The organism is Sorangium sp. So ce302 (assembly GCF_051530145.1).
GTDB classification, from domain to species: domain Bacteria; phylum Myxococcota_A; class Polyangia; order Polyangiales; family Polyangiaceae; genus Sorangium; species Sorangium cellulosum_B.
In genome coordinates this window covers 10,711,407-10,735,745 of record NZ_CP150326.1, presented here as the reverse complement: position 1 = coordinate 10,735,745, position 24,339 = coordinate 10,711,407, and the positions used below count along the sequence as shown (strand labels likewise).

Genomic DNA, 24,339 nt, shown 5'->3' with positions numbered 1-24,339 from the left:
GTCCAGCCACGCCTCTGGCGAGCAGCTCGCCGATACGACCTGCGCCGAGGAGGCGCTCGCGCAGCCTCGCCGCTCGTGTAGAGTGCGCCGCGTGCTCACGCTCTCGGCGCATCCTCTGCTCGAAGTCGCCGCCTTCGTCACGACGTTCCCCGCGCCGCTCGGCGAGCTGCAGGGGAGCGACGCGCTGCGCGGCCTCCTGTCCGACAAGGCCTCGGCCCCGTTCCGCTCGGACGACGCCGTGCGGTCGGCGGTCCGCGATCTGCTCCGGCACGGCGGCTACAAGCCGACAGGCCGGGGCAAGCCGGCCTCCGAGTACCTCATCCGCGCCGCCGAGGGGGGATCGCTCGCGGCCATCAACGCGGCCGTGGACGCGTGCAACGCCGTGTCGCTGCACACGGGCCTGCCCATCAGCGTGATCGATCTCGATCGCGCCCGCCCGCCGCTCCGCATCGAGGTCGCGCCCGCTGGCTCCCGCTACGTGTTCAACGCCTCGGGGCAGGAGATCGACCTCGAGGGGCTCCTCTGCGTCTTCGACGCGGACGGCCCGTGTGCGAACGCCGTGAAGGACGCGCAGCGGACGAAGACGCACGCGGGGACGACGCGCACGCTCTCGGTCCTCTGGGGCAGCCGCGCGCTTCCGGGCCGCGCGGCGGGAGCGGCCGCCTGGTACAAGGAGCTGCTCGCCGGCGTCGGCGCGGCGACCTCGGACGCGCCGATCGCGGCCTGATCGCCCGGCGCGCGGGCCATCGCCTCCCACGCACGCCGGCGCGCCGCCGCTGCCGCGATGCGCCCTACGGCGCCGGCGCAGGGGGATCGGGCAGCGTGATCACGCTCTCGTCCTTGTCGGTGAGCCACCGCCAGTTGTCGACGAGCCCGGTCGAATCGAGCTGATGGTCTCCGGCGTCGTACGCCCCCCATCGGATCTTGATCTCCGTGTTCGGCTCCACGGGCACCGAGGTGACCAGCCAGCTCGTACCCGCGCGGCCCTCGAACCCCGTCCCGAGCAGCTCCCGGATCCCGCGGGTGCACGCGTACACCCTGCCGTCGAGATCGCAGGGAGGGCCGCTCTCGCAGGCGCAGACGTCGATGAAGGTGCTGTTGACGCTCATCGCGTTCCACTGGCTGTCGAAGAGGATGTGACCATCGAGGAGGTTGGCCGGCCGCGGCGAGAGGAACGCGACGAAGTAATCGTTGAAGCTGTCGCAGACGACGGGCCAGTCGAACGTGACGTAATTGACGTTGAACGCGAAGCCGCGGACGTTCGACGGGACCCGGAGGGTGATCTCGACGGCGGTCGGGTCGGACGGCTTCGCGAGCACAAGATCGTCACAGCCGCGGGGGTCCTTCGGGAAGTCTTCGGGGAAATCACCTTCGTACTTCTTGTCGAAGCCTTGCGGGCTCTCGAACCCCTCGTCGCCGTCCTGCCGCGCCGTGCCGCTCGAGAGGGCGAGCAGCCGCGTGCCCGCCCTCGGCGGGACGTTGCGCCCGAACGCGGGGAGGATGCCGTGCCCGAGGTGGAAGTTGGCGAGCAGCTCGGCTTCCTGCGGCGGCGGCGCGCCGTCGACCATGACCCAGGCGGCGGAGACCACGCCCCAGTCGCGGGGCCCGGACGACATCTTGCACAGCTCGACCGCCCTCGCGGCGTTGAGCGGATCCAGGTCGTCGAGCGGGATCCCGTCGTCGCACGGCTCGGGCACGTTGTCGGGGATGCCGTCGCAGTCGTCGTCCACGGGCTCCGGCGAGGCTCCCCCTTCTCCACCGACCGTCGGGAGCTCGAGCGCTCGCGGATTGATCAGCGCGTTGCAATCGTCGCAGTCGCCTTCGAGCTCCGTGAAGCCGTCGCCGTCGTCGTCGACGTCCGGCGAGCCGCTGCAACCCGCGCCCCCCGCACCCACCCCCGCGGACGTGGCGACGGTCGTCGCGTCGGCCGTCGTTTCGGCTGTCGTGGTCGGTATCCCGCCGGTGCTGGAGGCGCTCGCGGCGCCGCCCTCCCCGACATCAAGGCCGCCTACCGGTCCGATGTTCCCGGTGCAGGCCGTGCCCAGACACCCTGCCGCAGTGATGAGGCTCAAGAAATTCAACCAAGGTTTCATCGGTGCTCCTCGAGGTCGCATGGAACCAGGGAGGTTCGGTCGATCCGGCGATACGGGAGTCGTCGATGATTTTATCAGCAGAAGCGGCCGCAGCAGTCAGCTCATCCCGGCAAAGGCTGGTGCTTTTTTGTGAGGTGAATGCCCACATCGTGGCACCCGTATCCGACCCAGGCGCCATGGTCACGAGCGTTCCAGGAGACGCGGGTCGTGGCGACAAAACGCAGAACGCCGGCGCTTCCACAGCGCCGGCGCTCTCGGCCTCTCCGAGGGGCCGTCCACGGTTCGCCCCGCTCACACGCAGCGGGCGGAGCGCTCTGAACGATCAGGCCTGGGCGCCCACTTCCTTCTTGCCCTTGCGCTTCGGCTCCTTCTTGCTCCCGGAGCCGTTCGTGGTCGCGGGGACCGCGGCGAGCGTCGGGCGCAGCAGGTCCTCGGCCAGCTTGGCCGCGCGGTCCGTCTTCTCCCAGGTGAACTCGTCACGCCCGAAGTGGCCGTACGCGGCCGTCTTTCGGTAGATGGGCTTCAGCAGATCGAGCTGCTCGATGATCGCCTTCGGCCGCATGTCGAAGTTCTGCATGATGTACTTCTCGAGCACGTCCTCACCTACGCGGCCCGTGCCGAAGGTGTTCACGTGGACGCCGACCGGCTGGGCGACGCCGATGGCGTAGGCGATCTGCACCTCGCAGCGCGCCGCGAGCTTGGACGCGACGACGTTCTTCGCGACGTAGCGCGCGTAGTAGCAGGCGGAGCGGTCGACCTTCGTCGGGTCCTTGCCGCTGAAGGCGCCGCCGCCGTGCCGGCCCATGCCGCCGTAGGTGTCGACGATGATCTTGCGGCCGGTGAGGCCGGCGTCGCCGAAGGGGCCGCCGACCACGAAGCGGCCGGTGGGGTTCACGTAGATCTTCGTGCTCCGATCCATCAGCTTGGCCGGGATGCACTTCTCGATGATCAGGCTCCGCACCGCGTCGACGATCGTCTTGTGCTTGACCTCGGGGCCGTGCTGCGTCGACACGACGACGGCGCTCACGCGCACGGGCGTCTGATCTTCGTACTCGATCGTGACCTGGGTCTTGCCGTCGGGGCGCAGCCAGTCGAGCTTCTTGGATTTGCGGAGATCGGCGAGCTTCCGGGCGAGGCGGTGGGCATAGCTGATGGGGGAGGGCATCAGCTCCGACGTCTCGTCCGTCGCATATCCGAACATGAGCCCCTGGTCGCCTGCCCCCTGCTCCTTGAAGAGGCCCTCGCCCTCGGTGACGCCGCGGGAGATGTCGGGCGACTGCTTCTCGATCGCCGTGAGCACCGCGCACGTCTCGTAGTCGAAGCCCATCGCGGCGTCGGTGTAGCCGATGTCCTTGATGGTGTTGCGCACGACGACCGGCATGTCGACCCACGCCGAGGTGGTGATCTCGCCGGCCACGACGGCCATCCCCGTCTTCACCAGGGTCTCGCACGCGACGCGGGCCGTCGGATCCTTCTCGAGGATCCCGTCGAGAATGGCGTCGGAGATCTGGTCGCACACCTTGTCGGGGTGTCCTTCGGTGACGGACTCGGATGTGAACTGGTAACGGCGCATGAATCGCTCCTTCGGCGGACTCGAAATCGGACCTCTACGCATAGTTCGAGCGCGGGGCACCGTCAACGCGAGCCGCGGCCTTCCGCGGACAAAAGCGCCGGCCGGACGAGCTGCCTCCGGGCTGTCGGTGTGGACGCGAGGTGGACGCGAGACCGGACGAGCGGGGGGGCGTCGGGCCGTCGATCCGGCGCGCTCCCGGCCGACGCGCTCCCGGAGGCGCGCCGTCAGAGGCTATGATGCGGCGCATGACGTTCGACGAGATCAAGGCGTGCCTCGAGCGCGAGGGCTGGGCTGTGGAGGTCGTATCCAGCGACACCATGCGCAGCGACTTCCAGGGGGCCGAGCGGCTCTTCCCGCTGTTCGTGCGGCTCTCGCCCCCCTTCGTCGTCTTCGCGGTGATCCCGTTCGTGCGGCTCCCGATGGAGCTCGAGGAGGGCGACGGGATCGTGCGGCGCCTGCTCCAGCTGAACCGCGAGATCAACATGGCCAAGCTCTCGGCCGACGAGGAGGGCGACGTGATTCTCAGCGTCGAGTACCGCCTCGAGGACCTCGATCCGAGCGAGGTGCGCGACGCCGTCGATGTGCTCTCTTTCTACGCGAACAAGCACTATGCCGAGCTCGTGGCGCTCGCCGCGCAATGAGCGGTCACCGGCCCCGCTTCAAGGCAGGATCTGCTCTTCTCTGGGCTTGAGCCCCTCGTGCGCCCTTAGCTCGGTGCGCACGACCCGGACGCGCCGCACGTCGCGCCCGCGGACGACGGTGAGCTCGACGGCGCTCCCGACGGCCCCGCGGAGCCGATCGCGCACCGCTGCCGACGAGAGATCCCGGACATACACGCCATCAATCATCATGATCTCGTCGCCCGGGGTCAGCCCCGCTCGCTCGGCGGCGAGGCCCGGCGGCACGTCGCGCACGTAGAGCGCCAGCGACTCGTTATCTCGCCCAAGGACAGCCCCGATGGATCCCACGCTCGCCGTGCACCCTGCGGCCACGAGCAGGAGCGCCGCGCTCCAGGACCTGTTTGCCACCGGGGCACCATAGCGCCGAGGAGCCCCGGCGCGCCGCCATTCTCGCAGGGCGCTCCCGGAGCGCGCGGCGGGACGCGGCCGCCACGTCAGACCGGCTCCAGCGGACGCGCGCGCTCGTCGAACGTCGCAGCGCCGCAGGCGAGAGAATGCGATTTTACAGGAAGGGAGCGCCCGAGTGTGCCTGTCGCGTCCGCACGCGAGGTGCGAAGCTCGGTTCTCGGTGGGACTTCAGGAGCGCAAACAACTACGCGGCTGGTCGCCGGAGGCGCGGGATACGCCCTGGAAAGCGCGGCGTGGCGCCGGGACGCGGGCTTGCGACGAACTGTCACGTCATGTCCATCGAGAGGTCGCAATCCAGTTGGTCTCCGGGGGCGGCTGCCCTAGAGTCCGGGCCGGGATCGCCGATGCCTGAACCGCGCGCTGCTGCCGAGAGCTCGACACCTGCCGCCCAGTCCGGCGGTGTGCCCGGCGGCTGGAAGATGCGCATGGAGGACCCGCTCAATCGCTACTATCGGTACCCGATCGCGCGCTGGATCGTGCGGGCGCTGATGAGGACGCCGGTCACGCCGAACCAGGTGACGCTGGTTCAGCCGCTCTTCGCCGCGCTGGCCGGTTACCTGGTGACGTTCGATGATCCGAGGCACCTCATCGCCGGGGCGCTCGTGTTCGAGCTCCGCTCCATCCTGGACTGCGTGGACGGCGCGCTGGCGCGGGCGAAGCGGATGGTGAGCCCCGCCGGGCACGCGATTGACGGCCTGGCCGACTGGCTGGGCGTCGTCTTTCTTTATGCCGGCATCTTCTGGCACGTTCACCTTCACCCGCCGCCGGAGGGCCCGTGGAGCGCGACGGTGTCCACGAACGCACTCCTGCTGATCGCGCTGCTCCAGGGGGCGCTGCGCTCTTTCTCCGCGGACTACTTCAAGCTCAAGTACTGCTCGATCTTCGAGACGGGCACCGACGAGACGGCGGACGTGCTGCGCCGGAAGATCCAGGCGCTCGGCCCCTCCTCCTCGTTCTTTGCCCATTTCGATGTCTTCATCGGGCGCATGGGGCACCTCGCGTTCGAGCACGAGTGGTTCGACCCGCGGCGGAGCCAGTCCTCGACCAGCGCGGATCAGGTAAAGCAGCTGATCCGGGAGGAGGCGTCGCCGCTCACGCGCCTCATCGGCGCGCTCTGGGCGATATCGAACGGCGACGCGTTCCTGTCGATGGTGGTGCTGACGCTCCTCGTGAACCAGCTCTGGCTGGGTCAGGTCTTCTTCGCGACGGGCGGGGTCGTCTGGATCGTCGCGGTCGTCTGGCTGAACGGCTGGTTCCTCCGCGGCGCATCCCGCCGCGCGAAGCTGGCCGTGGCCTGAGCTCGGCTCCCGGCTGCGCCGCCGAGCTCAGATCCGCGTAGTCCCCCTCAGAGCCCGCTCCTAGAGAGCGCTTGCCAGGCGGCGGGCCTTCTCCACGTCTTCTTCGAAGTCGATCTCGGTCCAGGGCAGGTCGTCGACGCGCTCGATACCGAACGGTACCTCCTGGAAAGCGCGGTCCATCGCGGCCTCGTACTCCTGGTCGAGGCGGCCGGCGGAGACCTCCTCCTCCAGGAGGCGCTGCATCGTGCGACCGCCCTGCGGGCCGACCTTGGCGAAGCCGACGGTCTCGCCGGCGATGTCCCAGTCCTTGCCCACGCGGCGCGCGATCTTGAGGACGCGGCCGGCGCGGACGCCGACCATCATCTCTTCGCCGCTCTCCTCCGAGCTCGCGTCGACCAGCAGGCAGTTCTCGTGGGGCGAGCTCACGAGGCGCCGCAGCAGCGCGGCGGGATATAGCACGTCGGCGTCCATCCACAGCCCGCCGCCTGACAGCCGGTCGGCCGCTACGTGGAGCGAGACGATGCTGCCGTGGGTGAACCGCGGGTTCTTGACGAGCTCGATCTTCAGCGAAGGGCGCAGCGAGGCGAGCGCGTCCTCGATCATCTCGTGCCGGAAGCCGACGACGATCGTCAGATCGGTGACGCCGCTCTCGGTGAGGTTCACGAGGTGGCGCTCGAGCAGCGTCTTGCCCTCGATCGAGATGAGGCACTTGGGCGCGTCCCGGCCGATGCGCCGGCCGCGGCCGGCGGCGAGCAGGATCGCCCTCATCGGCGCGCCTCGGCCGCGAAGCGGGAGGCCAGCTCCTGCGGCGTCTCTGCGACGCGGCCGATGCCCTTCACGGTGCCGCCGTCGACGAGGGCGAGGACCATGACCGGGCCCGGCTGCACGAGCGCGACGCGCAGCGACGCCTCGAAGGACTCGACGGACTCGGCGCGGTGCGTGGCGCGGTAGCCGACCGCGCTGGCGACCGACTCGAGCCTCACGTCGCCCGAGATCGTCCGCTGCCCGCCCGTCGAGGCGTGGGAGCGGTTGTCGAGGACGACGTGCACGAGGTTCGCCGGCCGCTCGCTGCCGACGCTGGCGAGCGCGTTCATGCCCATGAGGACGTTGCCGTCGCCGTCGAGCACGAAGATCCGCTTGCGCGGCTGCGCGAGCGAGAGCCCCAGGCCGATCGACAGGCCGAGCCCCATCGAGCCGATCATGTAGAAGTTCGAGGGCCGGTCCTGCGTCGTGTAGAGCTCGCGGCCGATCATGCCGTTGCAGCAGACGACGAGGTCGTCCTTGCCGACCGCCGCCGTGAACACCTTCAGCGCTTCGAGCTTGTTCATTCGAGCACCCCCGCGGGCACGATGAGCGCCGCCGGCTGCCTGGTGGAGAGCATGACGTCCTTCGCCCACTGCACCTGGGGCCCCATCGGCTCGGCGGCGCGGAGGACGCGGTGCTGGATCTTCATCAGATCGAGGATGGGGAGCATGATCTCGCCCATCATGATGTGCTCCGGGGCGTCGTTGCCGCCCTCGCCGCGCCAGGAGATGACGAGCAGCGCGGGCACCTCGTACATCGTGCTGAGCGAGGCCAGCGCGTTCACGGAGACGCCGAGCCCGGAGTTCTGCATCAGGACCATCGGCAGCCTGCCGCCGAGCCAGGCGCCGAAGGCCATCCCGATGGCGCTGTCCTCGCGGGTCGCCGAGATGTAACGGGCGCTCGCGTCGGCGTCGAGCAGCGAGACCAGGCCCTTCAACAGCGAGCAGGGCACGCCCGCGAAGAAGTCGAACCCCGCCTCCTTGAGCGCGGCGACGAACTCGGGCGCATACGATTTGCCTGAACCGTGGGACATCGCCTCACTCCTTGATGAGCGCCCAGGCGCGACGGTAGTCCTCGAACGTGTCGATCTCGAGCCACCCCTTGTAAACGTCGATCGCCTGCACGTCCGCGCCGCGGTCGACGAGCTCCTGGAGCAGGTCGGTGAAGGTCGCGCTGCGGAGCGACTCGGCCTCGTGGAAGCCGCCCTTCGCGCGGCTCTCCTGCAGCTGGTGGTAGCAGTCGGTGAGCAGGCGCGCGCCCTTCGCGGTGAACATGGCCATGCCCACGAACTCGCCGTGCGCCTCGCCCGCGGGGATCGCGCGGCCGACGCGGGCCACCCGGTGCGGCGCCTCGGCGCCGACGAAGCGGTAGCCGGCCTCCTGCGCGTCCTTCAGGGCCACGAGGTCGGGCACGCCGCGCGCGTCCTTGGGCCGCTGGCCCTCGGCGTACGCGCGGTCGACGACGATCGAGATGTCCGCCGGGCTCTTGAGGAGCTTCTCGAGGTGGCCGCGCTCGAACACGATGTCGCCGTAGAGGAAGAGGAACGGCCCGCTCAGCTCCTTGGAGGCGCGGAAGAGCGAGAACACCTCGTTCGTCGTCGCGTACTCGTCGTTGTCGTAGAAGCGGGCGTTCGGGACCTTGATCGCCTCCTTCTTGTACCCGCGCACGACGGCGACGTCCTTGACGCCGCACGCGTTGAGCACGTCGATCTGCCGCTCGAGGATGCTCTTGCCCTTCAGGTCGAGCATCGGCTTCGGCAGCTCCTCCGTGAGCGGCAGGAGCCCCTGGCTCTGGCCGGCGGCGAGGATGACGGCGGTGACGCCCGGGCTGCCGGAGGGCAGGAAGCTCGACTCCTCCTGCTTCATCTTGTCGACGCCCACGAGCTGGTAGACGCGCTCGAGCGGCACGACCTTGTCGTCGACGCTGCCGGTGTACATCTCGCGCTTCAGCGTCTGGAGCGTCTCCGTCATCGCCTTGATCGACGAGCGGATCGCGTGGTTCGCGAAGATGATCAGCTTGAAGCCGGCCTTGTGCAGCGTGTCGACGCTCGTCGTGCGGTAGATCGTCGGCACGCAGACGAGCGGCGTGTTCGGGCGGTCCCACGCGCGGGCGAAGGAGAGCACCTCGTCCGGGTCCTTGCTCTTCGAGTGGATGAGGACCATGTCGGCGCCCGCGTCCGCGTAGGCGCGGCCGCGGCGGAGCGCCTCCTCCATCCCCCAGCCGGCGATGAGCGCCTCGGTCCGCGCGATGACCACGAAGTCGCGATCCTTCTGCGTCGCCTTCGCCGCGCGGACCTTGAGCGCGTGCTCCTCGACGTCCGCGAGCTCGCGCTTCACGCCGGCGTAGAAGCTGCAGCGCTTCGGGAAGATGTTGTCTTCCATGCAGATCGCCGCGATGCCCGCCGCCTCGTACTCCTCGACGCAGCGGACGACGTTGACGGCGTTGCCGTAGCCGTTGTCGCAGTCCGCGACGACCGGGAGCGACGTGCTGTTCATCATCTTGGCGGCCTGGAGGTTCTCCGCCATCGTGAGGATGTTCGCGTCCGGCACCGCGTAGCTCGCGGAGATCTCGAAGCCGGAAGCCCAGAGCCCGTCGAACCCTGCCTCTTCACCGATCTTTGCGGAGAGCCCGTTGTGCGCGCCGATGATGACGATCGGCCCGGGGCGGGCCATGAGTTCGCGCAGCTTCCTGGCTTTGGTCACGTCTCCTCCACTCCTTCGCGCGGTGTTTCCATCCCTGCCTGGCGGGCGACCGCGTCCGCATGCGCCGCGGTGCGCGTCCCCGGCGAGCGGCATCCCGTCGTCACCGCGCGCGGGCAGCTCCGGGGGGCGCCTGATCTCGCTCTCCTCCCCGAGGAGCCGGGCCTCAGAACGGGGGCTGCCTTAACACCGTTCGCCAGTGCCGCCAATGGCAGGGCACGACCGGAGCAGACGATCGCGAGGGCGACGGAGCGCGCTCCGCCGCGTGGGGACGTGCGCGCTGCGGCGGTGCCTGATGGCGGGCGCGCGCGATGCTCGCCGCGCGCCCCCCGGCCGCTCAGCCCTCGCGGCCGACGATCCCGCGCAAACGGACCAGCCCGGGGCCCGCGCGGAGCACCACCTGGCACGCGAGCCGGAGCCGCGGCGGGGCGCCGAAGCGCTCGAGCAGATCGCGCTCGCCGCGCGCGGGCGGTTCGAGGAGCTGCCCCCCTTCGACGACCTCGACGCGGCACGTGGCGCAGCGCGCGTCGCGGCACGAGAACACGATCGGAGCGCGCGCGTCGTCGCAGACATCGATGAGCCTGCCGGCTCCCGTCTCCGCGGTGACGGCGGGGCCGAGCGCGCCGTCCTCGAACACGACCGTGGGCACCGCCGAACCCTCCCTCCTCCCTGCCTGGCGCGCGACGCCGAGAGCGCATTTTCTCGGGCGTCGGCACGCACTATACGACGAGCGATGACGGATCGCTGGGACGCAATCATCCTCGGCGGAGGGCCGGGTGGGTCGACGCTCGCCGCATCGCTGGCCCGCCTCGGCCGCCGGGCCCTCGTGCTCGAGCGCGAGAGGTTCCCTCGCTTTCACATCGGCGAGTCGCTGCTGCCGCTGTCCCGCGAGGTCTTCGAGCGGCTCGGGCTGGACGAGGAGCTGGACGCGCGCTTCCTCCGCAAATACGGCGCCCGGTTCCTGTGCTCGTCGACGGGGCGGACGCGGACGTACAGCTTCGCCGACGCGTTCGAGCCGAGGTTCGAGTTCGCCTACCAGGTGCAGCGCGACGCGTTCGACCAGCTGCTGCTCCGCCACGCCGCGGAGCTCGGGGCGGAGGTGCGCGAGTCGTGGGAGGCCGTCGAGGTGGTGTTCGAGGGCCCCCGCGCCGTCGGGGTGCGCGCGCGGCCCCGCGCTCGACCCGACGGCGCCGGGCCGGAGGAGGCCGCGGCCGCGCGCGCCGACTCGAGCGACGTCGTCGAGCTCCGGGCGCCGGTGATCGTGGACGCGACGGGGCGGGACACGCTGCTCGCGTCGAGGATGCGGCGGAAGGCGCAGCTGGCCGAGCTCGACAAGACCGCGCTGTTCACCCACTACGAGGGCGTGCCCCGCGAGGAGGGGATCCACCAGGGCGACATCCAGATTGTCCTCTTCGAGCACGGGTGGTTCTGGTTCATCCCGTTCCGCGGCGAGGTGACGAGCGTCGGCGCGGTGGTGTCGTCGAGCTGGATCCGGAGCCGGGCGAAGGGGGAGCGGCTCGAAGAGCTCTTCGATCGCACCGTCGCGCAGAGCGGCTGGGCGCGGGAATTCCTCGCGAGCGCGCGGCGCATCAGGCCGGTGGGGGCGCTCGCCGATTTCTCGTACCGGATCGACCAGCTCGCCGGAGATGGATGGCTCTTCGTGGGCGACGCGGGCGGGTTCCTCGACCCGCTCTTCTCGACGGGCGCGCACCTCGCCATCAAGGGCGCCGATCTGGCCGCCACGGCCATCCACCGCGCGCTCGACGCCGGGGACACCTCGCGCGCCGCGTTCGCGGCCTACGAGGCGGAGATCCGCTACGCCGTCGATCTCTTCCTGGGGGTCGTTCAGGGCTTTTACAAAGGCCAGTTCCGGGAGACGCTGTTCGAGCCGAACCAGCGGCCCACGATGCGCAAGCTCATCACGAGCATGCTCGCGGGCGACGTGTTCCACGCCGAGCGGCGGCCGCAGTGGGCCTCGTTCCTCCGGCAGCAGTATCCGGCGGAGGTGCCCGCTTTCGCGTGAAGCGCGGCGGGCGGCCGAGCGTGTGCCTCGCCGCGTGCACGCTCGCCCGGGCGCTCGGCCGTCCGGCGCTCAGCGGCCGCACGCTTCGCGGTCCAGGACCGCGAAGCGCATCTGCTTGCAGGCGGCCGCGAGCGCGACGCGCGCCTCCGCCCTCGCGTCGCCCTCCAGCGCCTCGTCGTCGGCCTCCGCCCTGGCCTCGAGCACGTCGCGCGCGATCCGGATCGCGGCCTCGTGGCTCTTCCTGCTCTCCGCGGGCAGCTTGCTGGCGCAGGTGGTCATCGTGGCCAGGTAGCTGTCGCAGGCGTCGACCCCCGTGCTGTCGAGGTCGGCCTTTCCCGGATCGCCGCCTGCCTTGCCGCAGCCGAGGGCGAAGGTGCCCAAGAGAAGAAGTGCCAGGTGAGCTCTCGCCATCGTCGCGCGCGCCGGAGCGCCGCGCGCCGCAGGAGGCCGGTGCTGGCCGCCTCGCGCGCTGCCCGACGCCGGCGCACCCTGCCATGAGCCCGCGCAGCGGGGCAATTTTCGGTGGCTCAGGCGCGGCGGCGCGCCCTGCCATGCGCCTGCGCCGCGGGGAGAGCCTGGCGGGTCAGGCGCGGATCAGCAGGATGGCGTGCTCGTGGCGCGGGCGGCGCTGGAAGGCGCGCGCCGTGGGGCGGTGGAAGTGGGGGCGCGGCTGCGACGCGACCGCGCGGACCGCGAAGCGCGCGCCGGACGCGGCGGCCCTGACCACGTCGACCGCGTAGACCGGCGCGCCGGCGACCACGCTGTCGGCGATCAGCAGCACGAGCGGCGCGCCGCTCCGGAGGACGCGCGCGAGCGCGGTGAGCACGCCGCCGAGCTCGTCGCGCCAGCGCGCGCGGCCCGCCTCGGGGCCGAGCGGGTCGAGGTGCCGGCGGGCCCCGATCTCGTCCTGCTCGAAGCGGGCGCTGCGGAGCCGGAGCCAGCGCAGCCTCGCCTCGTGGTGGGCGAGGTAGTCGTACACGCCCGGGTAGGGCGGCGACGTGATCGCGAGGTGGACGGAGCCGGCCTCGACGCCGCGGAGCACGCGCGCGTCTCCCTCCTCGACGAGCGCGGGCGGGCTCGCTTCGAGCGGCGCGGCGACCTCGGCGAGGCGCTGGGCGAGCTCCTCCGCCTTGCGGATGAAGAGCCGCGCCGGATAGCCGGCGGCGATCCGCCGCGGCAGCTCGTGCTCCGACGTGTCGGACGTGCGGCGGCTGAGCTTCGTCAGGATGGCGGAGAGGACGAGCTCGAGATCGGCGCGGAGCGCGTCGGCGCCGTGGCCCGCGAGGCGGTCGAGGCCGACGCGGAGCCCGTCGAGCTCGAGGAGCACGTGCGGCTCGAACAGGGCGACGTCCTCGGGGCCGTACCGGCGGCTCGGACCGGCGCGCGCCTTGCGGCGCTCATCGGCCGCGGCCGCGACCTCGCGGGCGGCGGCGACGAGCCGCTCGCGCTCGCCGGGGGTGCTGCCCTGCACCTTGAGGCGCGCGAGGCGCACGGCCAGCGGGTTCGCGTCGACGCCGATCGCCGCCCGGCCCGAGAGCCGGGCCTCGACGAGGACGGTGCCGCTGCCGCAGAAGGGGTCGAGCACCCGCTCGCCCGGCCTCGAGAGGCCCTCGATCAGCCGGCGGGCGGTGTCCGGGTGCATCCGGGCCGGGTAGCTGTGGAACCCGTGCACGTGCGCGCGCGCCGCTTCCTCCGCCGTGCTCGAGCTGGCCACGTCGAGCGCGTGGGCGAGCTTCGCGGCGCTTTCGGGGTCACCCTCGAGCACCGTCGCGCCGCCGATGTGGGTCAGGGCGCGGCGCTCCTGGGGCGCGGGCCGGCTCGCGCGGGCCTTCTGCTGCGGCGGGCCTGGCTTCGGCTTGGGATCAGCGCTTCGCGGGGTCGACATGGGCGGTCCGTTGCGTCAGGGGCTCGGCAGCGAAGGCTTCCTCTTCGGCGGCGAGGGCGTGCGCCACGCTCTCGGCCCCCGCCTCGCCCCGGTCTTCGCCGCGCGCCGCGCCGACGCGCAGCTTCGGCGCATAGCCGAACTCGCCCGCGGGGCTCACCGCGCCGCGCACGACGTCGTTGACCTCCAGCAGGGCGAGGAGCTCCTCGGCCTGGGACTCGGCGATGCGGAGGGTCGAGGCGAGCCCGCCGGCGGTGAGCGGGCCCTCGGCCTGGCGGGCGACGTCGGAGGCGACGGAGACCCAGGCGGCGTCGAGCGCGGGCGAGATGTCCCGGCTCCGCGACTTCGCCCGCCGGAGCGCCCAGAGGGCGAAGGCGCCGACGGGCGCCATGGTGAGGAGGCCGGCGGTGAAGAGCCCGACGCTCGCGCTGAGGACGAGCAGCAGCACGGCGAACAGGAACAGCTCGAAGCCGAGCAGCGCGCTGGCCGCGACGCCCGCGGCGCGCCAGACCGAGCGCGCCGAGGCCGCCGCGCGCGCCTTCTGGAGCAGCGGCACCTCGCGGCCGGATCGCTCGACGCGGTCGTCGACGACGGGGACGCGCGGGCCGCCGCAGGCGTCGCACGCGAAGCGCAGCTCGAGGTGCGCCGAGACGCCGGTCACGCCGCCGCAGTGCGGGCAGGCCTCGGCGCGCGCGGCCGCGCCGCACTGCGGGCAGCGATCGCCCTCCGGCGCGAGCGCCGCGTCGCACACGCGGCAGCGGGCGGCGCCGGGCGACGCGTCGCTCACGGCGCGCTCGCGGATGGGGCCGAGCGGGCGCCGCCCACGCTGCGCAGCACGGCGTCGAACAGGGCGCGCCCGTCCGCGCAGCCGTGGCCCTGGAAGGGCTCGCTCATCCGTTCGGGGTGCGGCATCAGCCCGAGCACGTTCCGCCGGGGCCCGCCGTAGATGCCGGCGATGTCCATCGCCGATCCGTTGGGGTTCGCGTCGCCGCCGACCAGCCCCTCCCGGTCGCAGTACTGCAGCGCGATGGCGCGCTCGTCGACGAGCTTGCGGAGCGTCTCCGGATCAGCCTGGTAGCGCCCTTCGGCGTGGGCGATCGGCAGGCGGAGCACCCGCGGCAGGCCGGTCGTGAACGGCCCTTCCGCGCGCGGCGTCACGAAGACGTCGCGGCACTCGAAGCGGAGGTGCGCGTTGCGGGTGAGGGCGCCCGGGAGCAGCCCCGCCTCGGTGAGGATCTGGAAGCCGTTGCAGACGCCGATCACCAGGCCGCCGCGCTCCGCGTGCCGCCGGATGGCGGGGACGATCTGGCTCGTGCGCGCGATGGCGCCGCAGCGCAGGTAATCCCCGTAGGAGAACCCGCCGGGGATCGCGACGAGATCGGTGCCTGCGGGGAGCTCGGCGTCGCGGTGCCAGGCGGTCGACGTGCGGACCTGGAGCACGTCGCGGAGCGTATGGATCATTTCGGCATCGGCGTTGGAGCCCGGGAAGATGACCACGGTCGCGTGCATGGCCGTCGACGTACTCCGGTTGCCGGCGCTCGGCCAGGGGTCCTGACGGCGCGCGCGGCTTCACCGGCTTCTTTCGGCGTGCCATGATGGGGCATGGCGTCGCGATGGGCGCGGACCGGTCGAACCGACGCGACGGTGCAGGCGGCGTCCGGCTATCTCGTCCTCGCGGCGCTGGCGATCTCGCTGGGCCTGGTGCTGCGGGATGGATGGCCGTGGATCCACCCGAGCCCGTGGCTCGCGCTGCCGCCGCTGGCCGCGGTGCTGATGAGCGCCGCGCTCGGCCTCACGCTGGCGGCCGGCGTCATCGTGACGACGCGCGTCGCCGTGGCCCGGTTCAGCTGGGCCCGGCGCCTGCACGCGGAGCTCCGCCCGGTCGCGCGCGACTTCTCGCTCGGCCAGATCCTGCTCCTCGCGGGCCTCTCGAGCCTGGGGGAGGAGCTGCTCTTCCGCGGGCTCCTGACGCCGCTCCTCGGCGTGCTGCTGAGCGCGATCCTCTTCGGTCTGATGCACCAGATGCGCGGTCCGAGCCGCTGGGTGTGGATCGGCTGGGCGGTGGGCGTGGGCGCGGGGCTCGGCGCCATCTTCGCGGCGACCGGGTCGCTCGTCGGGCCGGTCCTGGCGCACGCCGTCGTGAACGCGGTCAACCTGAGCTACCTGCGCGATCACGATCCGGGCGAGGTGGAGCAGCAGCCGACGCTCTAGATCGGCGCTTCCGTTTCCTCGCTGTCCCCGTTTCCTGCCGTCAGCGCTTCTTCGCGTCGGGGCGGGGAGGCCTGGCCGGCATCGGTCTCGGGGGGATCGGGGTCGCACGCGGCGGGCCTTCGTGGCTTGCCAGCTGGGTCTCTGGGGGAGTGATGGTCCCGCGGGAGAGCTCGCCCGTGTCCACGGCGCTCTGCCGCTCGCGCCCTGGCGAGGACGGTCGCGAGGGCGGCGTTCGGCTCCCGCCTCGCGGGAGCGTCGGAGGCTCGCTCTCCTCCACGCGCATGCCGCGCTGGCTCGACGGCTTCGCCGTCCTGCGGGCCAGCGAGGGCAGCGTCGGCGGCGCCGCCGGGGTCGCCAGCTCGAACTCGAAGTTCAGCTCGAGCGACGGCGGCCCATCGGAGATCGCCACGCCGGGGTCGGAGCCCTTCGGCGGCGCAGGGGTGGGCCCGCGGCGCAGGCGCTCCTCGGACACGACGCGCGACGACGGCGGCGCGACGTCGTCCAGAATGGACGACGGCCCGCCGAGCGCCGTCGTCGCGCTCCGGGGCTCCGGACGGCGTCGCGACGGCGGGAGTGGCAGCTCGACGCGGGCGCTCTCGTCCTCGAGCCGGGTCGCCTCGAGCAGGTACGCAGCGATGGATGTCCGCTGCGCGGGCAAGGGGCGGACGCCTGGCACGAACGCGAACCGTCCGACCTTCCAGCTGAGCATGGTGCGGAGCGCGGCGAGCGCCGAGGCGCGCGTGCCTCCCACGGTCCCCTCGACGATGCACCCTTCGGCGATGTCCAGCTGAGCCCGACGTTTCTTGCTGCTCACCTCGAACACGCCCGACCGCCGCTCCATCTCGAGCACCGTGAGGACTGTCGCGATGGACATCTGGCTGAGATCGCCCTCGATCGCGGTCTGATCGACGGAGGTCGGGATGGACATGAGGCTGTCCCGCCGCAGGCGCAGGCGCGACGCCATCTGCACGAGCGCGCCGATCTGCGCGACGACCTCGCCGACCCGGAACGGCTTGGTCATGTAGACATCGGCGCCCACGTGGAACCCTTCGAGGCGGGCCTCCTGGTCGTCGAGCGCGGAGAGGAACAGGAACGGGGTGACCGATACCCGGGACGGCTGGGTGCGCACGTTGCGCGCGACCCAGTAGCCGTCGTGGTCGGGCAGGCCGATGTCGCAGACGATGCACTCGGGCTCCAGGGTGCAGGCGGTGGAGAGCCCGGCCTCCGCGGTGGCGCAGAAGATGACCTCGTAACCTGCCTCCCGGATCGCGGTGGCGAGCAGGTCCGCGATGTACTCCTCGTCCTCGATCACGAGCACGACCCCGCTCGGCATCTGGCAGACGGTACACGCGCCCTGCGGGGGTGGCCAAGGGTGAATGGCGGAGAGCCAGCCTGATCATTCATTCGCCGGCGCGCCGCCGTCCCGGCTCCTCGCGCGAGCCCTCGCCGCGGCATCCCGCGCGAGCTCGCCGCGGCATCCCGTGCGGGTTCGCCCGCGGCGTCCGGCCGCGGCGAGGAATCCACGCTATAAGAACGGAAATGGCAACTCTGGTCCGAGAGGCCGACGGTACGGCGCGGCCCGGCGAGCGGGCCTCGTCGGGGGCTCGCGTCTTCATCGCGATGAGCGGCGGAGTCGACTCGTCCGTCGCGGCGGCGCGCCTCTGCGACGCTGGATACGAGGTCGTCGGCGTGACGCTGCACCTCTGGGACTACCCCGACGACGGCAGCGTCAAGAGCCGCTGCTGCGCGCCCGAGGATCAGCACGACGCCCGCCGGGTCGCCGACCACCTCGGGATCCCGCACTACACGTTCGACCGCCGCGCCCTGTTCCGCGAGCACGTCGTCGACCCCTTCGTCGAGGCCTACCTCGCGGGTGAGACGCCGAGCCCGTGCGTGGCCTGCAACCGCTCCGTCAAGCTCCGGGAGCTGTTCCCGCTGGCGGAGCGGCTGGGTGTCTCGTGGGTCGCGACGGGCCACTATGCGCGGGTCGTCCTGGAGGAGGGCGGCGCTCGCCTCTACCGCGGCCGCGATCGGCACAAGGATCAGAGTTATTTCCTGCACATGCTCCGGTCGGACGAGCTGTCGCGGCTCCTCTTCCCGCTCGGCGACTCGACCAAGGACGAGGTGCGCGCCGAGGCGATCGCCCGCGGGCTCCCGGGCGCCGAGAAGGGGGAGAGCCAGGAGCTCTGCTTCATCCCCTCCGGCCGTTACGCGCCGTTCGTGGCCGACCGCGCCGCGGACAGGCTCCGCCCCGGCCCCATCGTCGATCGGGACGGCCGCGTGGTCGGGTCGCACGGCGGGGTGCACGGCTTCACGGTGGGCCAGCGCAAGGGTATCGGCGTCTCGCTCGGCCGGCCCGCGTTCGTCGTGGGCCTCGACGCCGCGTCCGGCGCGGTGCACCTCGGCGACGAGGGCGATCTATACGCCGCGGGCGCCGAGATCGCCGACGCGGTGTGGTGCGACGACGCGGTCTTCCCCCTGGAGGCCGAGGTGCGGGTGCGCGCGCGGCACGAGGCGGCGCCTGGCATCATCGAGCGGCGCCGCGACCCCGCGACGGGCGCGGAGAGCTTCGTGGCGCGGTTCGCGAGCCCGGTGCGGTCCGTCTCCCCCGGGCAGATGGCCGTGGTCTACCGGGGCGATCGCGTGCTCGGGGGAGGCCGCATCAAGGCGGCCCTTCGCTCGCAGGCGGCGTCATGAGGGCCCGTGCGCTCGCGCCCCTCGCCTGCGCGTTCTCGCTCGGGTGCTCGCTCGGGCAGGGGGAAGGCGAGGTCGTCAGCGAACGGCTGCGCGCGGCCGGCTGCTGGGACGACAGCTACGACATGAACCCGGACTTCTTCGCTGCGGTCCCCTACCGCTCCACCTTGCAGGTCCGGGTGCAGCGGGGGAGCGACCTGCAGGAGATCTCGGACGGGCTCGCGGTCCTGATCGATGACGTCGACCTCATCCGCGGGGACGGGACCGTGAACAAGCTCGACGTCGACCTGAGCGTCGGGCTCCCGCCCGGCGTCGAGCTGCCGGGCTCGCCTCCACCGACGCCGAAGCCGGAGGGGCTCGCGCCGCTCGTGCACATGGCGCTTTACCTCCAGCGGTCCTGCCACAACCAGAACATCGTGCTCTACGCCGTCGATGGGACCATCAAGTTCCAGGCGCTGTTCAGCGGCGATCCCAACGAGACGGACGCGGTTGACAAGTACACCGACGCGACGTTCGACGTCTGGGTCGGCGATCCGCGCGACGCAGGGCTCGGTCATCCAGCCGACGCCATCCCTCGGGAGCTCCTCTCGCGGGTCACCGGGGGGTTCCGCTTCTACTTCGAGCGGGGTCAACCTGGGCAACCGTTCCCCTGAGCCCGTCACGACTCCGTCCTGGGTTTCAGGTGGTGTCCTACCCGTCGGGACAGGCGCCTTCAGCGCCCCGGTGGATTGAAGCTGACCATCTGGAAGGTGTCCTGGCCGAGACGACATGGCAAAGCGCCGCGAACTCGCGGTAAAGTAGTGACCGCTCATGCCCCAACCCCCGCCTCGACCCGCATCGCGAATGGGCGGACCTCCAAGCCCCGGGTCGACCAATTCATCGCTTGAAGCGCGCGCGAAGGAGTCCGAGAAGCAGCAGGGGACCTACTTCCTGGGCCGTTACCGTGTGGTCGACGAGATCGGGGTGGGCGGAATGGCGAGCGTTCACCTGGCTCGCATGGATGGCCCGGGCGGCTTCCAAAAGTGGGTCGCGATCAAGCGGATCCACCCTCATCTGGTCGAGGACGATCAGTTCGTCGACATGTTCCTGGATGAGGCGCGCATCGCGGCTGGCATCAACCACGCCAACGTCGCGCAGGTCTTCGATCTCGGGAAGGACGACAACACCTACTGGATCGCCATGGAGTACCTCCACGGCGAGCCGCTCCGGGAGGTGATGCGCCGCGCGGAGGAGCGCCGGCTGCGCATCTCACCCGAGCTCGCCGCGCGCATCTGCTCCGATGCCGCAGAGGGGCTCCACGCCGCTCACGAGCTGCGCGGAAAGAACGGCCAGCTGCTCGGCCTGGTGCATCGAGACGTCACGCCGCACAACCTGTTCCTCACCTACGACGGCTACACCAAGGTCGTGGATTTCGGGATCGCCAAGGTGGCCGACCGGCTGTCGTCCACCCGCGCGGGAACACTCAAAGGCAAGTTGGCCTACATGTCTCCCGAGCAGGTGCGCGGCAACGAGATCGATCGCACGACGGACGTGTTCGCCCTCGGGGTCGTCCTCTGGGAGCTCACGACGAACCAGCGCCTCTTCCGGATGGATACGGATCTCGACACGCTCGAGAAGGTGCAGGCCTGCGTGGTCCCGCCGCCGTCCACGATCGTGCCCGACTATCCGATCGAGCTGGAGAGCGTGGTCATGAAGGCGCTCGCCAAGCACAAGCAGGACCGCTTCCAGACCGCGCGTGAGTTCTCGCGAGCCCTGCAGAATTTCCTGATGAGGAGCGGGGTCTTCGTTGGCTCCGAAGAGGTCGCGCAGTTCGTGCAGCAGGTGTTCGTCGATCGCATCCAGAAGCGCGAGGCGCACCTCGCGTGGGCCGCCGAGGTGACGTCCACCATCAACGTCGAGCAGGTGCGCGCGCGCAGCTCGACGACGGCCACGGACAGCGTCGGGCTGCGCAGCCGCGGTCGAGAGCCTGAGCCGCAGCAGCGCCTCACGCCGCCGCAGATCCTGCGGCACAACGCTCCGCCGGCGAGCGGGATCGCGCCGGTCGGGCGCCCGCAGCCGAGGGACGCGGACGACAGGCAGATGGTCGCCTCATCGCTGATGGATGACGATGAGGATGTCCCGACGACGGTCGCGACGCGCGAGCAAGCCGAGCCGGTGCGCTCCCTTCCTCATGGCGAGCGCCCGATGGTGCGCCCGGCGGCCGGCATGGTGCCCGAGCCGGCGCCAGCGCAGCCTCGCCAGGCCGGCGTCCAGTCCGGCATTGCCACGGTGCGTCCTGGTATGCCGACGGCGCGCCCCGGCTTTTCGCCGGTCTACCCGAGCCCACCGCGCGTGCCCGGCGGCCGCGATCCTGCTCCGCCTCCGCTCTCCTCGAGCCCGTACCCTCCGCGCGACTTCGACGCCGGCGAGCTCGCGCCCCTCCCCAAGGGAGGCCTCCTGGACAGCGATCTGGGCAACCCGCTCGCGTCCACGCTCGCGCTCCCGTCGCAGGATCCACCGCCGGTTTTGCAGAGCGCGAGCGAGCCTGCGCGTCACGCCCGGATGACCAGGACCCCTGCCGTCGCCGCGCCGTCGCCGGCGCACGCTGCAGTCCCGTACGCGCTCCCCTTCAATGGCCAGGGCTATGCCGCAGCCCATGCGCCCCCTGTCAGCTCGCCGGTGCAGGCGCCTCAGGCGCCGATGACCGTGGGGCAGGCCCAGCTGTTCGCGTCCGCGGCGACAGCGCAGCCTCCACAGTCGCAGATCGAGACTGCGCTCTCCCTGCCGCGCCCGGATCCGGCGGCCATCTGGGCCGCCACGCAGGACGCGGCGTCCAAGGGGAACGGCAGGAACACGCTCGTGCTCGTTGCCGTCATCACCCTCACCGTGCTGTGCGTGCTCGGTATCGGCGCGCTGATCTACATGAAGACGAGCGCCGTGCAGCCCTCGCCTTCCAGGGGCGTGGATGCTGTCCCTGCGTCGCCCGCCTCGACGGACGCGACCACCACGGGCCAGTCGAGCTCCTGCGTGCCGGGGAGCTCCGCGGGGGACGGGCGCGCGCGCGGCCTCGCCATCCGCGACCGAGCGTCCGTCGTCCACCCCGGCCCGATCCGCCTGCAGCGCCTTACGATGAAGGGATGAAGTCTCTCCACCGCCGCTCGAACGGTGCCAGGGCGCGGCACCGCCCCAGCGAGCGAGCTCAGCTGCGTATCGAGGCGCTGGCCGCCGGAGGCGCGGGGGTCGGTCGGCTCGCGGGCGAGGTCGTCTTCGTTCCTGGGACCGCGCCGGGTGATCTCGTCGAGGTCGAGCTCGACAGGAGCGCACGCCCGGCGAGGGGCAGGCTCCTCGGCGTCGTCGAGCCGAGCGCCGACCGCGTCGCTCCGCCGTGCCGCTTCGCGGACGCCTGCGGCGGCTGCGACTGGATGCACGTCCGTATCGAGGCGCAGCAGGCCGCGCACGAGCAGATCGTCCGGCAGGCCATCGCGCGGGCGACGTCGCTCACCGAGGCCGATCTGCCGCCGATCCGCGTCCATCCGGCCCCCCTTCCGCTCGGCTACCGGTCGCGGGCGAGGTTGTTCGCGCGCGCGGAGCGCGGCGAGGTGCGCGTGGGTTATCGCGCGCCGAGGACACACGCCGTGGCGGCGGTCGATCGCTGCGTGGTGCTGGTCGACGCGATCGCGCCGCTCGCCGGCGAGCTGCCCGGCGTCCTCCATGGAGCCGTGGGGGAGGGCGATGTCCTGATCTCGCTGGGCGCCTCGAGCCGCCCGGTGGTCGAGGTCCTGTGGCGTGGCCAGCTGCCGCCGGCCGTGTGGCAGCGGCTGGACGAGCGCACGGCGCGCGGCGAGTGGGCCGGCGCCCGCGTCACGCTCGACGGTGCGCGCGAGGCCGCGTCGTTCGGCGATCCGCGGCCCGCGATCCTGGGAGCGGACGGCCTGCCGCTGTTCCTCGCGCCGGGCGGGTTCGGGCAGCCGTCCGAGGAGGGGGCAGCCGTCCTCGCCCGCCGCGCCGCCGAGCTTGCCCACCTCGACTCCACCCGCCCGCCGCACGTCCTGGAGCTGTTCGCCGGGAGCGGGACGCTCTCCGTGCTGCTCGCGCGCGGCGCGCTGCGACCCTCTCCGGCCGCCGAGCCCGGCGGGGCCGCGGCCTCCGGCCCCCCGGGGCCCGCGTCCTTCACGGCCGTCGAGCTCTCGCCCGGGGCGGTCGCTTGCTTGCGGCAGAACCTCGCCGCTCGGGGCCTCGCTGGCAAGGCGATCGAGGCGGACGCCGATCAGTACCCGATCCCGGCCCGCACCGACGTCGTGGTGCTGGATCCGCCGCGCAGCGGGGCTCCCGGCGCGGCGCGCGCGATCGCCGCCTCGAGCGCGCGCGTGGTCGTGTACGTCTCCTGCGATCCGGCCACCCTCGCGCGCGATCTCGGCGGGATCCTCCGCGGCGGCTTCGAGATCACGGACATCGAGGCGGTCGAGCTCTTTCCCCAGACGAGCCATATCGAGTCGATAGTGCGGCTCTCCCGCGCCCGCAGATCCGCGCGCTGATCCGCGCGGGAATGCCGGCCTGCTCTCCGCGCCGAGCGCTGCTCCGCCGAGCTCGGCCGGAGGGCCGCGCGCGGCCGCGTGGCGCCGTCGCCCGGCGGCTTGCGCTACGCTGCCAGGGATGATTCACCACCTCGACGATCGACTCCGCGAAGAGGCGCGGCGCTATCGGCTCGTGTTCGCCTGCCCCGATTGCGCCTCGTTCGACCCTGTGGTCGCCGACCCCGACGAGGCGGGCGCCGGGCCGCCTGGCCGCGGGCCTCGTTGCTCGCTTGGCTACCCGGTCGCGCCGCACCTGAGCACATCGCTCGAGGATCGCCACGAGATCATCTTCTGCAAAGCGTTCGAGCTGCGATGAGCCCTCCTGCTGGACCTCCCCCGCCGCCCAGGCGGGGCCGGTCGCACCCCCCGTCGCTGATCCGCCTCGCCGAGCGGCTGATCCGGGACGAGCGGCTGCTCGCTCGCGGCGACGTCGTGCTCTGCGCCTGCTCCGGAGGCCCCGACTCGACCGCCCTGCTGCACGTCCTTTCGCTGCTCCGGCGGCGGATCGGCCACGAGGTGGTCGCGCACGGCGTCGACCACGGCCTCCGCGCCGCGGCCGCGGCCGAGCTCGCGATCGCCCGCGACCTGTCCGAGCAGCTCGGGGTCCCTTACGCCGAGACCCGCGTGAACGTGGCTCCCGGCGCGAACCTCCAGGCCAGGGCGCGCGCCGCCCGGTTTGCCGCGCTGGCAGCCGCCGCGGCGGCGCACGGCGCCCGCGCGATCGCGACCGGCCACACCGCGGACGACCGGGCCGAGACGGTGCTCTTGCGCCTGCTGCGGGGCGCGGGGCCGCGTGGGCTCGCCGTCCTGCCGCCGCGCGCCCCGCTCCCGTCCGACGTCGCCGGCGCGGCGTGCGGCGGCGCGGAGCCGGGCTCGGCGGCGAGCATCGAGCTCATCCGCCCCTTGCTCCAGGCCCGCCGCGCCGACGTCCTGGCCCACCTCGGCAGACATCGACTGGCGTCCGCCGAGGATCCCAGCAACCGGGATCCCCGTTTCACCCGCGTCCGCGTCCGCCGCGAGCTCCTCCCGCTCCTCGAGGACCTGTCGCCGGCGATCGTCGACCACCTCTGCGCGCTCTCGGACATGCTCGTTGCCGGGCGAGATCGGCCGCCTGGCGGCGATTCAGACGTCCTCGACGGCAGCGAGCCGCTGTCGATTCCGCTCGGTCGGGCGCAGCGATTCGCGATCGAGCGAGCTCGCAAGCTGGGGCGGCCGCTGCGCGTCCGGGTTCGCGGCGGCGAAGAGATCGCCGTGGGCTTTCCAGAGGAGTCCAGCGTGCTTATCGAGGACGGGTCTGCGCGTCGCGGGACCTGACCGCATGCACCCCACCCGCGGCCCCTGTCGAGTCCCCTTTTTTCGCCGTGTCACCACGGTGGAGACCCGCGGTCGACGACCGAGCTGACGGGTGGCATGCTGACTGG

At 72.0% G+C, this 24,339-nt stretch carries 24 protein-coding genes; 11 read left to right on the top strand and 13 right to left on the bottom strand.

Features of this window, described 5'->3' with window-relative positions:
- Nucleotides 1-91 precede the first annotated feature (91 nt).
- A complete protein-coding gene (locus tag WME73_RS40650; RefSeq protein ID WP_437719627.1) occupies nucleotides 92-727 on the top strand; it encodes a phenylalanine--tRNA ligase beta subunit-related protein in 636 nt (211 codons plus the stop codon).
- A gap of 64 nt (nucleotides 728-791) precedes the next feature.
- On the opposite strand, the gene WME73_RS40645 is transcribed toward WME73_RS40650, so the two are convergent.
- Nucleotides 792-2,093 (bottom strand): hypothetical protein, encoded by a 1,302-nt coding sequence (locus WME73_RS40645; RefSeq protein WP_437913085.1) that lies wholly within the window; start codon nucleotides 2,091-2,093, stop codon nucleotides 792-794.
- 322 nt (nucleotides 2,094-2,415) lie between these two features.
- On the bottom strand, nucleotides 2,416-3,666 hold the full coding sequence (gene metK / locus WME73_RS40640; protein WP_437741629.1) for a methionine adenosyltransferase: 1,251 nt from the start codon (nucleotides 3,664-3,666) through the stop codon (nucleotides 2,416-2,418).
- A gap of 245 nt (nucleotides 3,667-3,911) precedes the next feature.
- Here metK and WME73_RS40635 point away from each other — a divergent pair, with 245 nt between their 5' ends.
- Nucleotides 3,912-4,307 carry a YbjN domain-containing protein gene (locus WME73_RS40635; RefSeq protein ID WP_437741628.1) on the top strand — a complete coding sequence of 132 codons (396 nt, stop codon included), beginning with the start codon at nucleotides 3,912-3,914 and terminating at the stop codon, nucleotides 4,305-4,307.
- 18 nt (nucleotides 4,308-4,325) lie between these two features.
- Here WME73_RS40635 and WME73_RS40630 read toward each other — a convergent pair whose 3' ends face one another.
- The gene (locus tag WME73_RS40630) at nucleotides 4,326-4,694 is read right to left on the bottom strand and encodes a PDZ domain-containing protein (protein ID WP_437913084.1); all 369 of its coding nucleotides are present in this window, start codon (nucleotides 4,692-4,694) and stop codon (nucleotides 4,326-4,328) included.
- 404 nt (nucleotides 4,695-5,098) lie between these two features.
- Here WME73_RS40630 and WME73_RS40625 point away from each other — a divergent pair, with 404 nt between their 5' ends.
- On the top strand, nucleotides 5,099-6,052 hold the full coding sequence (locus WME73_RS40625; RefSeq protein WP_437741627.1) for a CDP-alcohol phosphatidyltransferase family protein: 954 nt from the start codon (nucleotides 5,099-5,101) through the stop codon (nucleotides 6,050-6,052).
- A gap of 60 nt (nucleotides 6,053-6,112) precedes the next feature.
- On the opposite strand, the gene WME73_RS40620 is transcribed toward WME73_RS40625, so the two are convergent.
- From WME73_RS40620 to WME73_RS40600, 5 genes are all read right to left on the bottom strand, one after another.
- Nucleotides 6,113-6,820, bottom strand: coding sequence for an NTP transferase domain-containing protein (locus WME73_RS40620; RefSeq protein ID WP_437853111.1), 708 nt, complete (start codon nucleotides 6,818-6,820; stop codon nucleotides 6,113-6,115).
- Complete coding sequence (locus WME73_RS40615; RefSeq protein WP_437741625.1) at nucleotides 6,817-7,380, bottom strand: thiamine pyrophosphate-dependent enzyme; 564 nt, start codon at nucleotides 7,378-7,380, stop codon at nucleotides 6,817-6,819. The genes WME73_RS40620 and WME73_RS40615 overlap by 4 nt, the downstream gene beginning before the upstream one ends.
- A complete protein-coding gene (locus tag WME73_RS40610; protein WP_012239914.1) occupies nucleotides 7,377-7,889 on the bottom strand; it encodes a thiamine pyrophosphate-binding protein in 513 nt (170 codons plus the stop codon). Before WME73_RS40610 ends, WME73_RS40615 begins: the two co-directional genes overlap by 4 nt.
- 4 nt (nucleotides 7,890-7,893) lie before the next feature.
- Complete coding sequence (locus WME73_RS40605) at nucleotides 7,894-9,558, bottom strand: isocitrate lyase/phosphoenolpyruvate mutase family protein (RefSeq protein WP_437853109.1); 1,665 nt, start codon at nucleotides 9,556-9,558, stop codon at nucleotides 7,894-7,896.
- A gap of 334 nt (nucleotides 9,559-9,892) precedes the next feature.
- Nucleotides 9,893-10,204, bottom strand: coding sequence for a 2Fe-2S iron-sulfur cluster-binding protein (locus tag WME73_RS40600; RefSeq protein WP_437913083.1), 312 nt, complete (start codon nucleotides 10,202-10,204; stop codon nucleotides 9,893-9,895).
- A gap of 84 nt (nucleotides 10,205-10,288) precedes the next feature.
- Between WME73_RS40600 and WME73_RS40595 the strand changes: the two genes are divergently transcribed.
- Nucleotides 10,289-11,578 (top strand): NAD(P)/FAD-dependent oxidoreductase, encoded by a 1,290-nt coding sequence (locus WME73_RS40595; RefSeq protein ID WP_437913082.1) that lies wholly within the window; start codon nucleotides 10,289-10,291, stop codon nucleotides 11,576-11,578.
- 69 nt (nucleotides 11,579-11,647) lie between these two features.
- Here WME73_RS40595 and WME73_RS40590 read toward each other — a convergent pair whose 3' ends face one another.
- The 4 genes from WME73_RS40590 to purQ all read right to left on the bottom strand — a co-directional run bounded on the left by WME73_RS40590 (nucleotide 11,648) and on the right by purQ (nucleotide 14,969).
- Complete coding sequence (locus tag WME73_RS40590; RefSeq protein ID WP_437913081.1) at nucleotides 11,648-11,959, bottom strand: hypothetical protein; 312 nt, start codon at nucleotides 11,957-11,959, stop codon at nucleotides 11,648-11,650.
- 202 nt (nucleotides 11,960-12,161) lie between these two features.
- Complete coding sequence (locus WME73_RS40585; protein WP_437741620.1) at nucleotides 12,162-13,463, bottom strand: DNA methyltransferase; 1,302 nt, start codon at nucleotides 13,461-13,463, stop codon at nucleotides 12,162-12,164.
- The gene (locus WME73_RS40580; RefSeq protein WP_437913080.1) at nucleotides 13,441-14,247 is read right to left on the bottom strand and encodes a zinc ribbon domain-containing protein; all 807 of its coding nucleotides are present in this window, start codon (nucleotides 14,245-14,247) and stop codon (nucleotides 13,441-13,443) included. The genes WME73_RS40585 and WME73_RS40580 overlap by 23 nt, the downstream gene beginning before the upstream one ends.
- Nucleotides 14,244-14,969 carry a phosphoribosylformylglycinamidine synthase subunit PurQ gene (purQ, locus tag WME73_RS40575; RefSeq protein WP_437741618.1) on the bottom strand — a complete coding sequence of 242 codons (726 nt, stop codon included), beginning with the start codon at nucleotides 14,967-14,969 and terminating at the stop codon, nucleotides 14,244-14,246. The genes WME73_RS40580 and purQ overlap by 4 nt, the downstream gene beginning before the upstream one ends.
- A 93-nt stretch (nucleotides 14,970-15,062) precedes the next feature.
- Between purQ and WME73_RS40570 the strand changes: the two genes are divergently transcribed.
- Nucleotides 15,063-15,671, top strand: coding sequence for a CPBP family intramembrane glutamic endopeptidase (locus WME73_RS40570; RefSeq protein WP_437741617.1), 609 nt, complete (start codon nucleotides 15,063-15,065; stop codon nucleotides 15,669-15,671).
- Between the two features lie 40 nt (nucleotides 15,672-15,711).
- Here WME73_RS40570 and WME73_RS40565 read toward each other — a convergent pair whose 3' ends face one another.
- A complete protein-coding gene (locus WME73_RS40565) occupies nucleotides 15,712-17,004 on the bottom strand; it encodes a response regulator (RefSeq protein ID WP_437913079.1) in 1,293 nt (430 codons plus the stop codon).
- 206 nt (nucleotides 17,005-17,210) lie between these two features.
- On the opposite strand from WME73_RS40565, the gene mnmA reads away from it, so the two are divergent.
- The 6 genes from mnmA to tilS all read left to right on the top strand — a co-directional run bounded on the left by mnmA (nucleotide 17,211) and on the right by tilS (nucleotide 24,232).
- Nucleotides 17,211-18,368: a tRNA 2-thiouridine(34) synthase MnmA gene (gene mnmA / locus WME73_RS40560; protein ID WP_437853092.1), complete on the top strand. Its 1,158-nt coding sequence runs from the start codon at nucleotides 17,211-17,213 to the stop codon at nucleotides 18,366-18,368.
- On the top strand, nucleotides 18,365-19,018 hold the full coding sequence (locus WME73_RS40555; protein ID WP_437741614.1) for a hypothetical protein: 654 nt from the start codon (nucleotides 18,365-18,367) through the stop codon (nucleotides 19,016-19,018). Before mnmA ends, WME73_RS40555 begins: the two co-directional genes overlap by 4 nt.
- Before the next feature lie 190 nt (nucleotides 19,019-19,208).
- Nucleotides 19,209-21,485 (top strand): protein kinase domain-containing protein, encoded by a 2,277-nt coding sequence (locus tag WME73_RS40550; RefSeq protein ID WP_437913078.1) that lies wholly within the window; start codon nucleotides 19,209-19,211, stop codon nucleotides 21,483-21,485.
- The gene (locus WME73_RS40545) at nucleotides 21,482-22,879 is read left to right on the top strand and encodes a class I SAM-dependent RNA methyltransferase (protein ID WP_437913077.1); all 1,398 of its coding nucleotides are present in this window, start codon (nucleotides 21,482-21,484) and stop codon (nucleotides 22,877-22,879) included. The genes WME73_RS40550 and WME73_RS40545 overlap by 4 nt, the downstream gene beginning before the upstream one ends.
- A 118-nt stretch (nucleotides 22,880-22,997) precedes the next feature.
- On the top strand, nucleotides 22,998-23,234 hold the full coding sequence (locus WME73_RS40540) for a hypothetical protein (protein ID WP_437741611.1): 237 nt from the start codon (nucleotides 22,998-23,000) through the stop codon (nucleotides 23,232-23,234).
- The gene (gene tilS / locus WME73_RS40535; protein ID WP_437741610.1) at nucleotides 23,231-24,232 is read left to right on the top strand and encodes a tRNA lysidine(34) synthetase TilS; all 1,002 of its coding nucleotides are present in this window, start codon (nucleotides 23,231-23,233) and stop codon (nucleotides 24,230-24,232) included. The genes WME73_RS40540 and tilS overlap by 4 nt, the downstream gene beginning before the upstream one ends.
- Nucleotides 24,233-24,339: the final 107 nt, after the last annotated feature.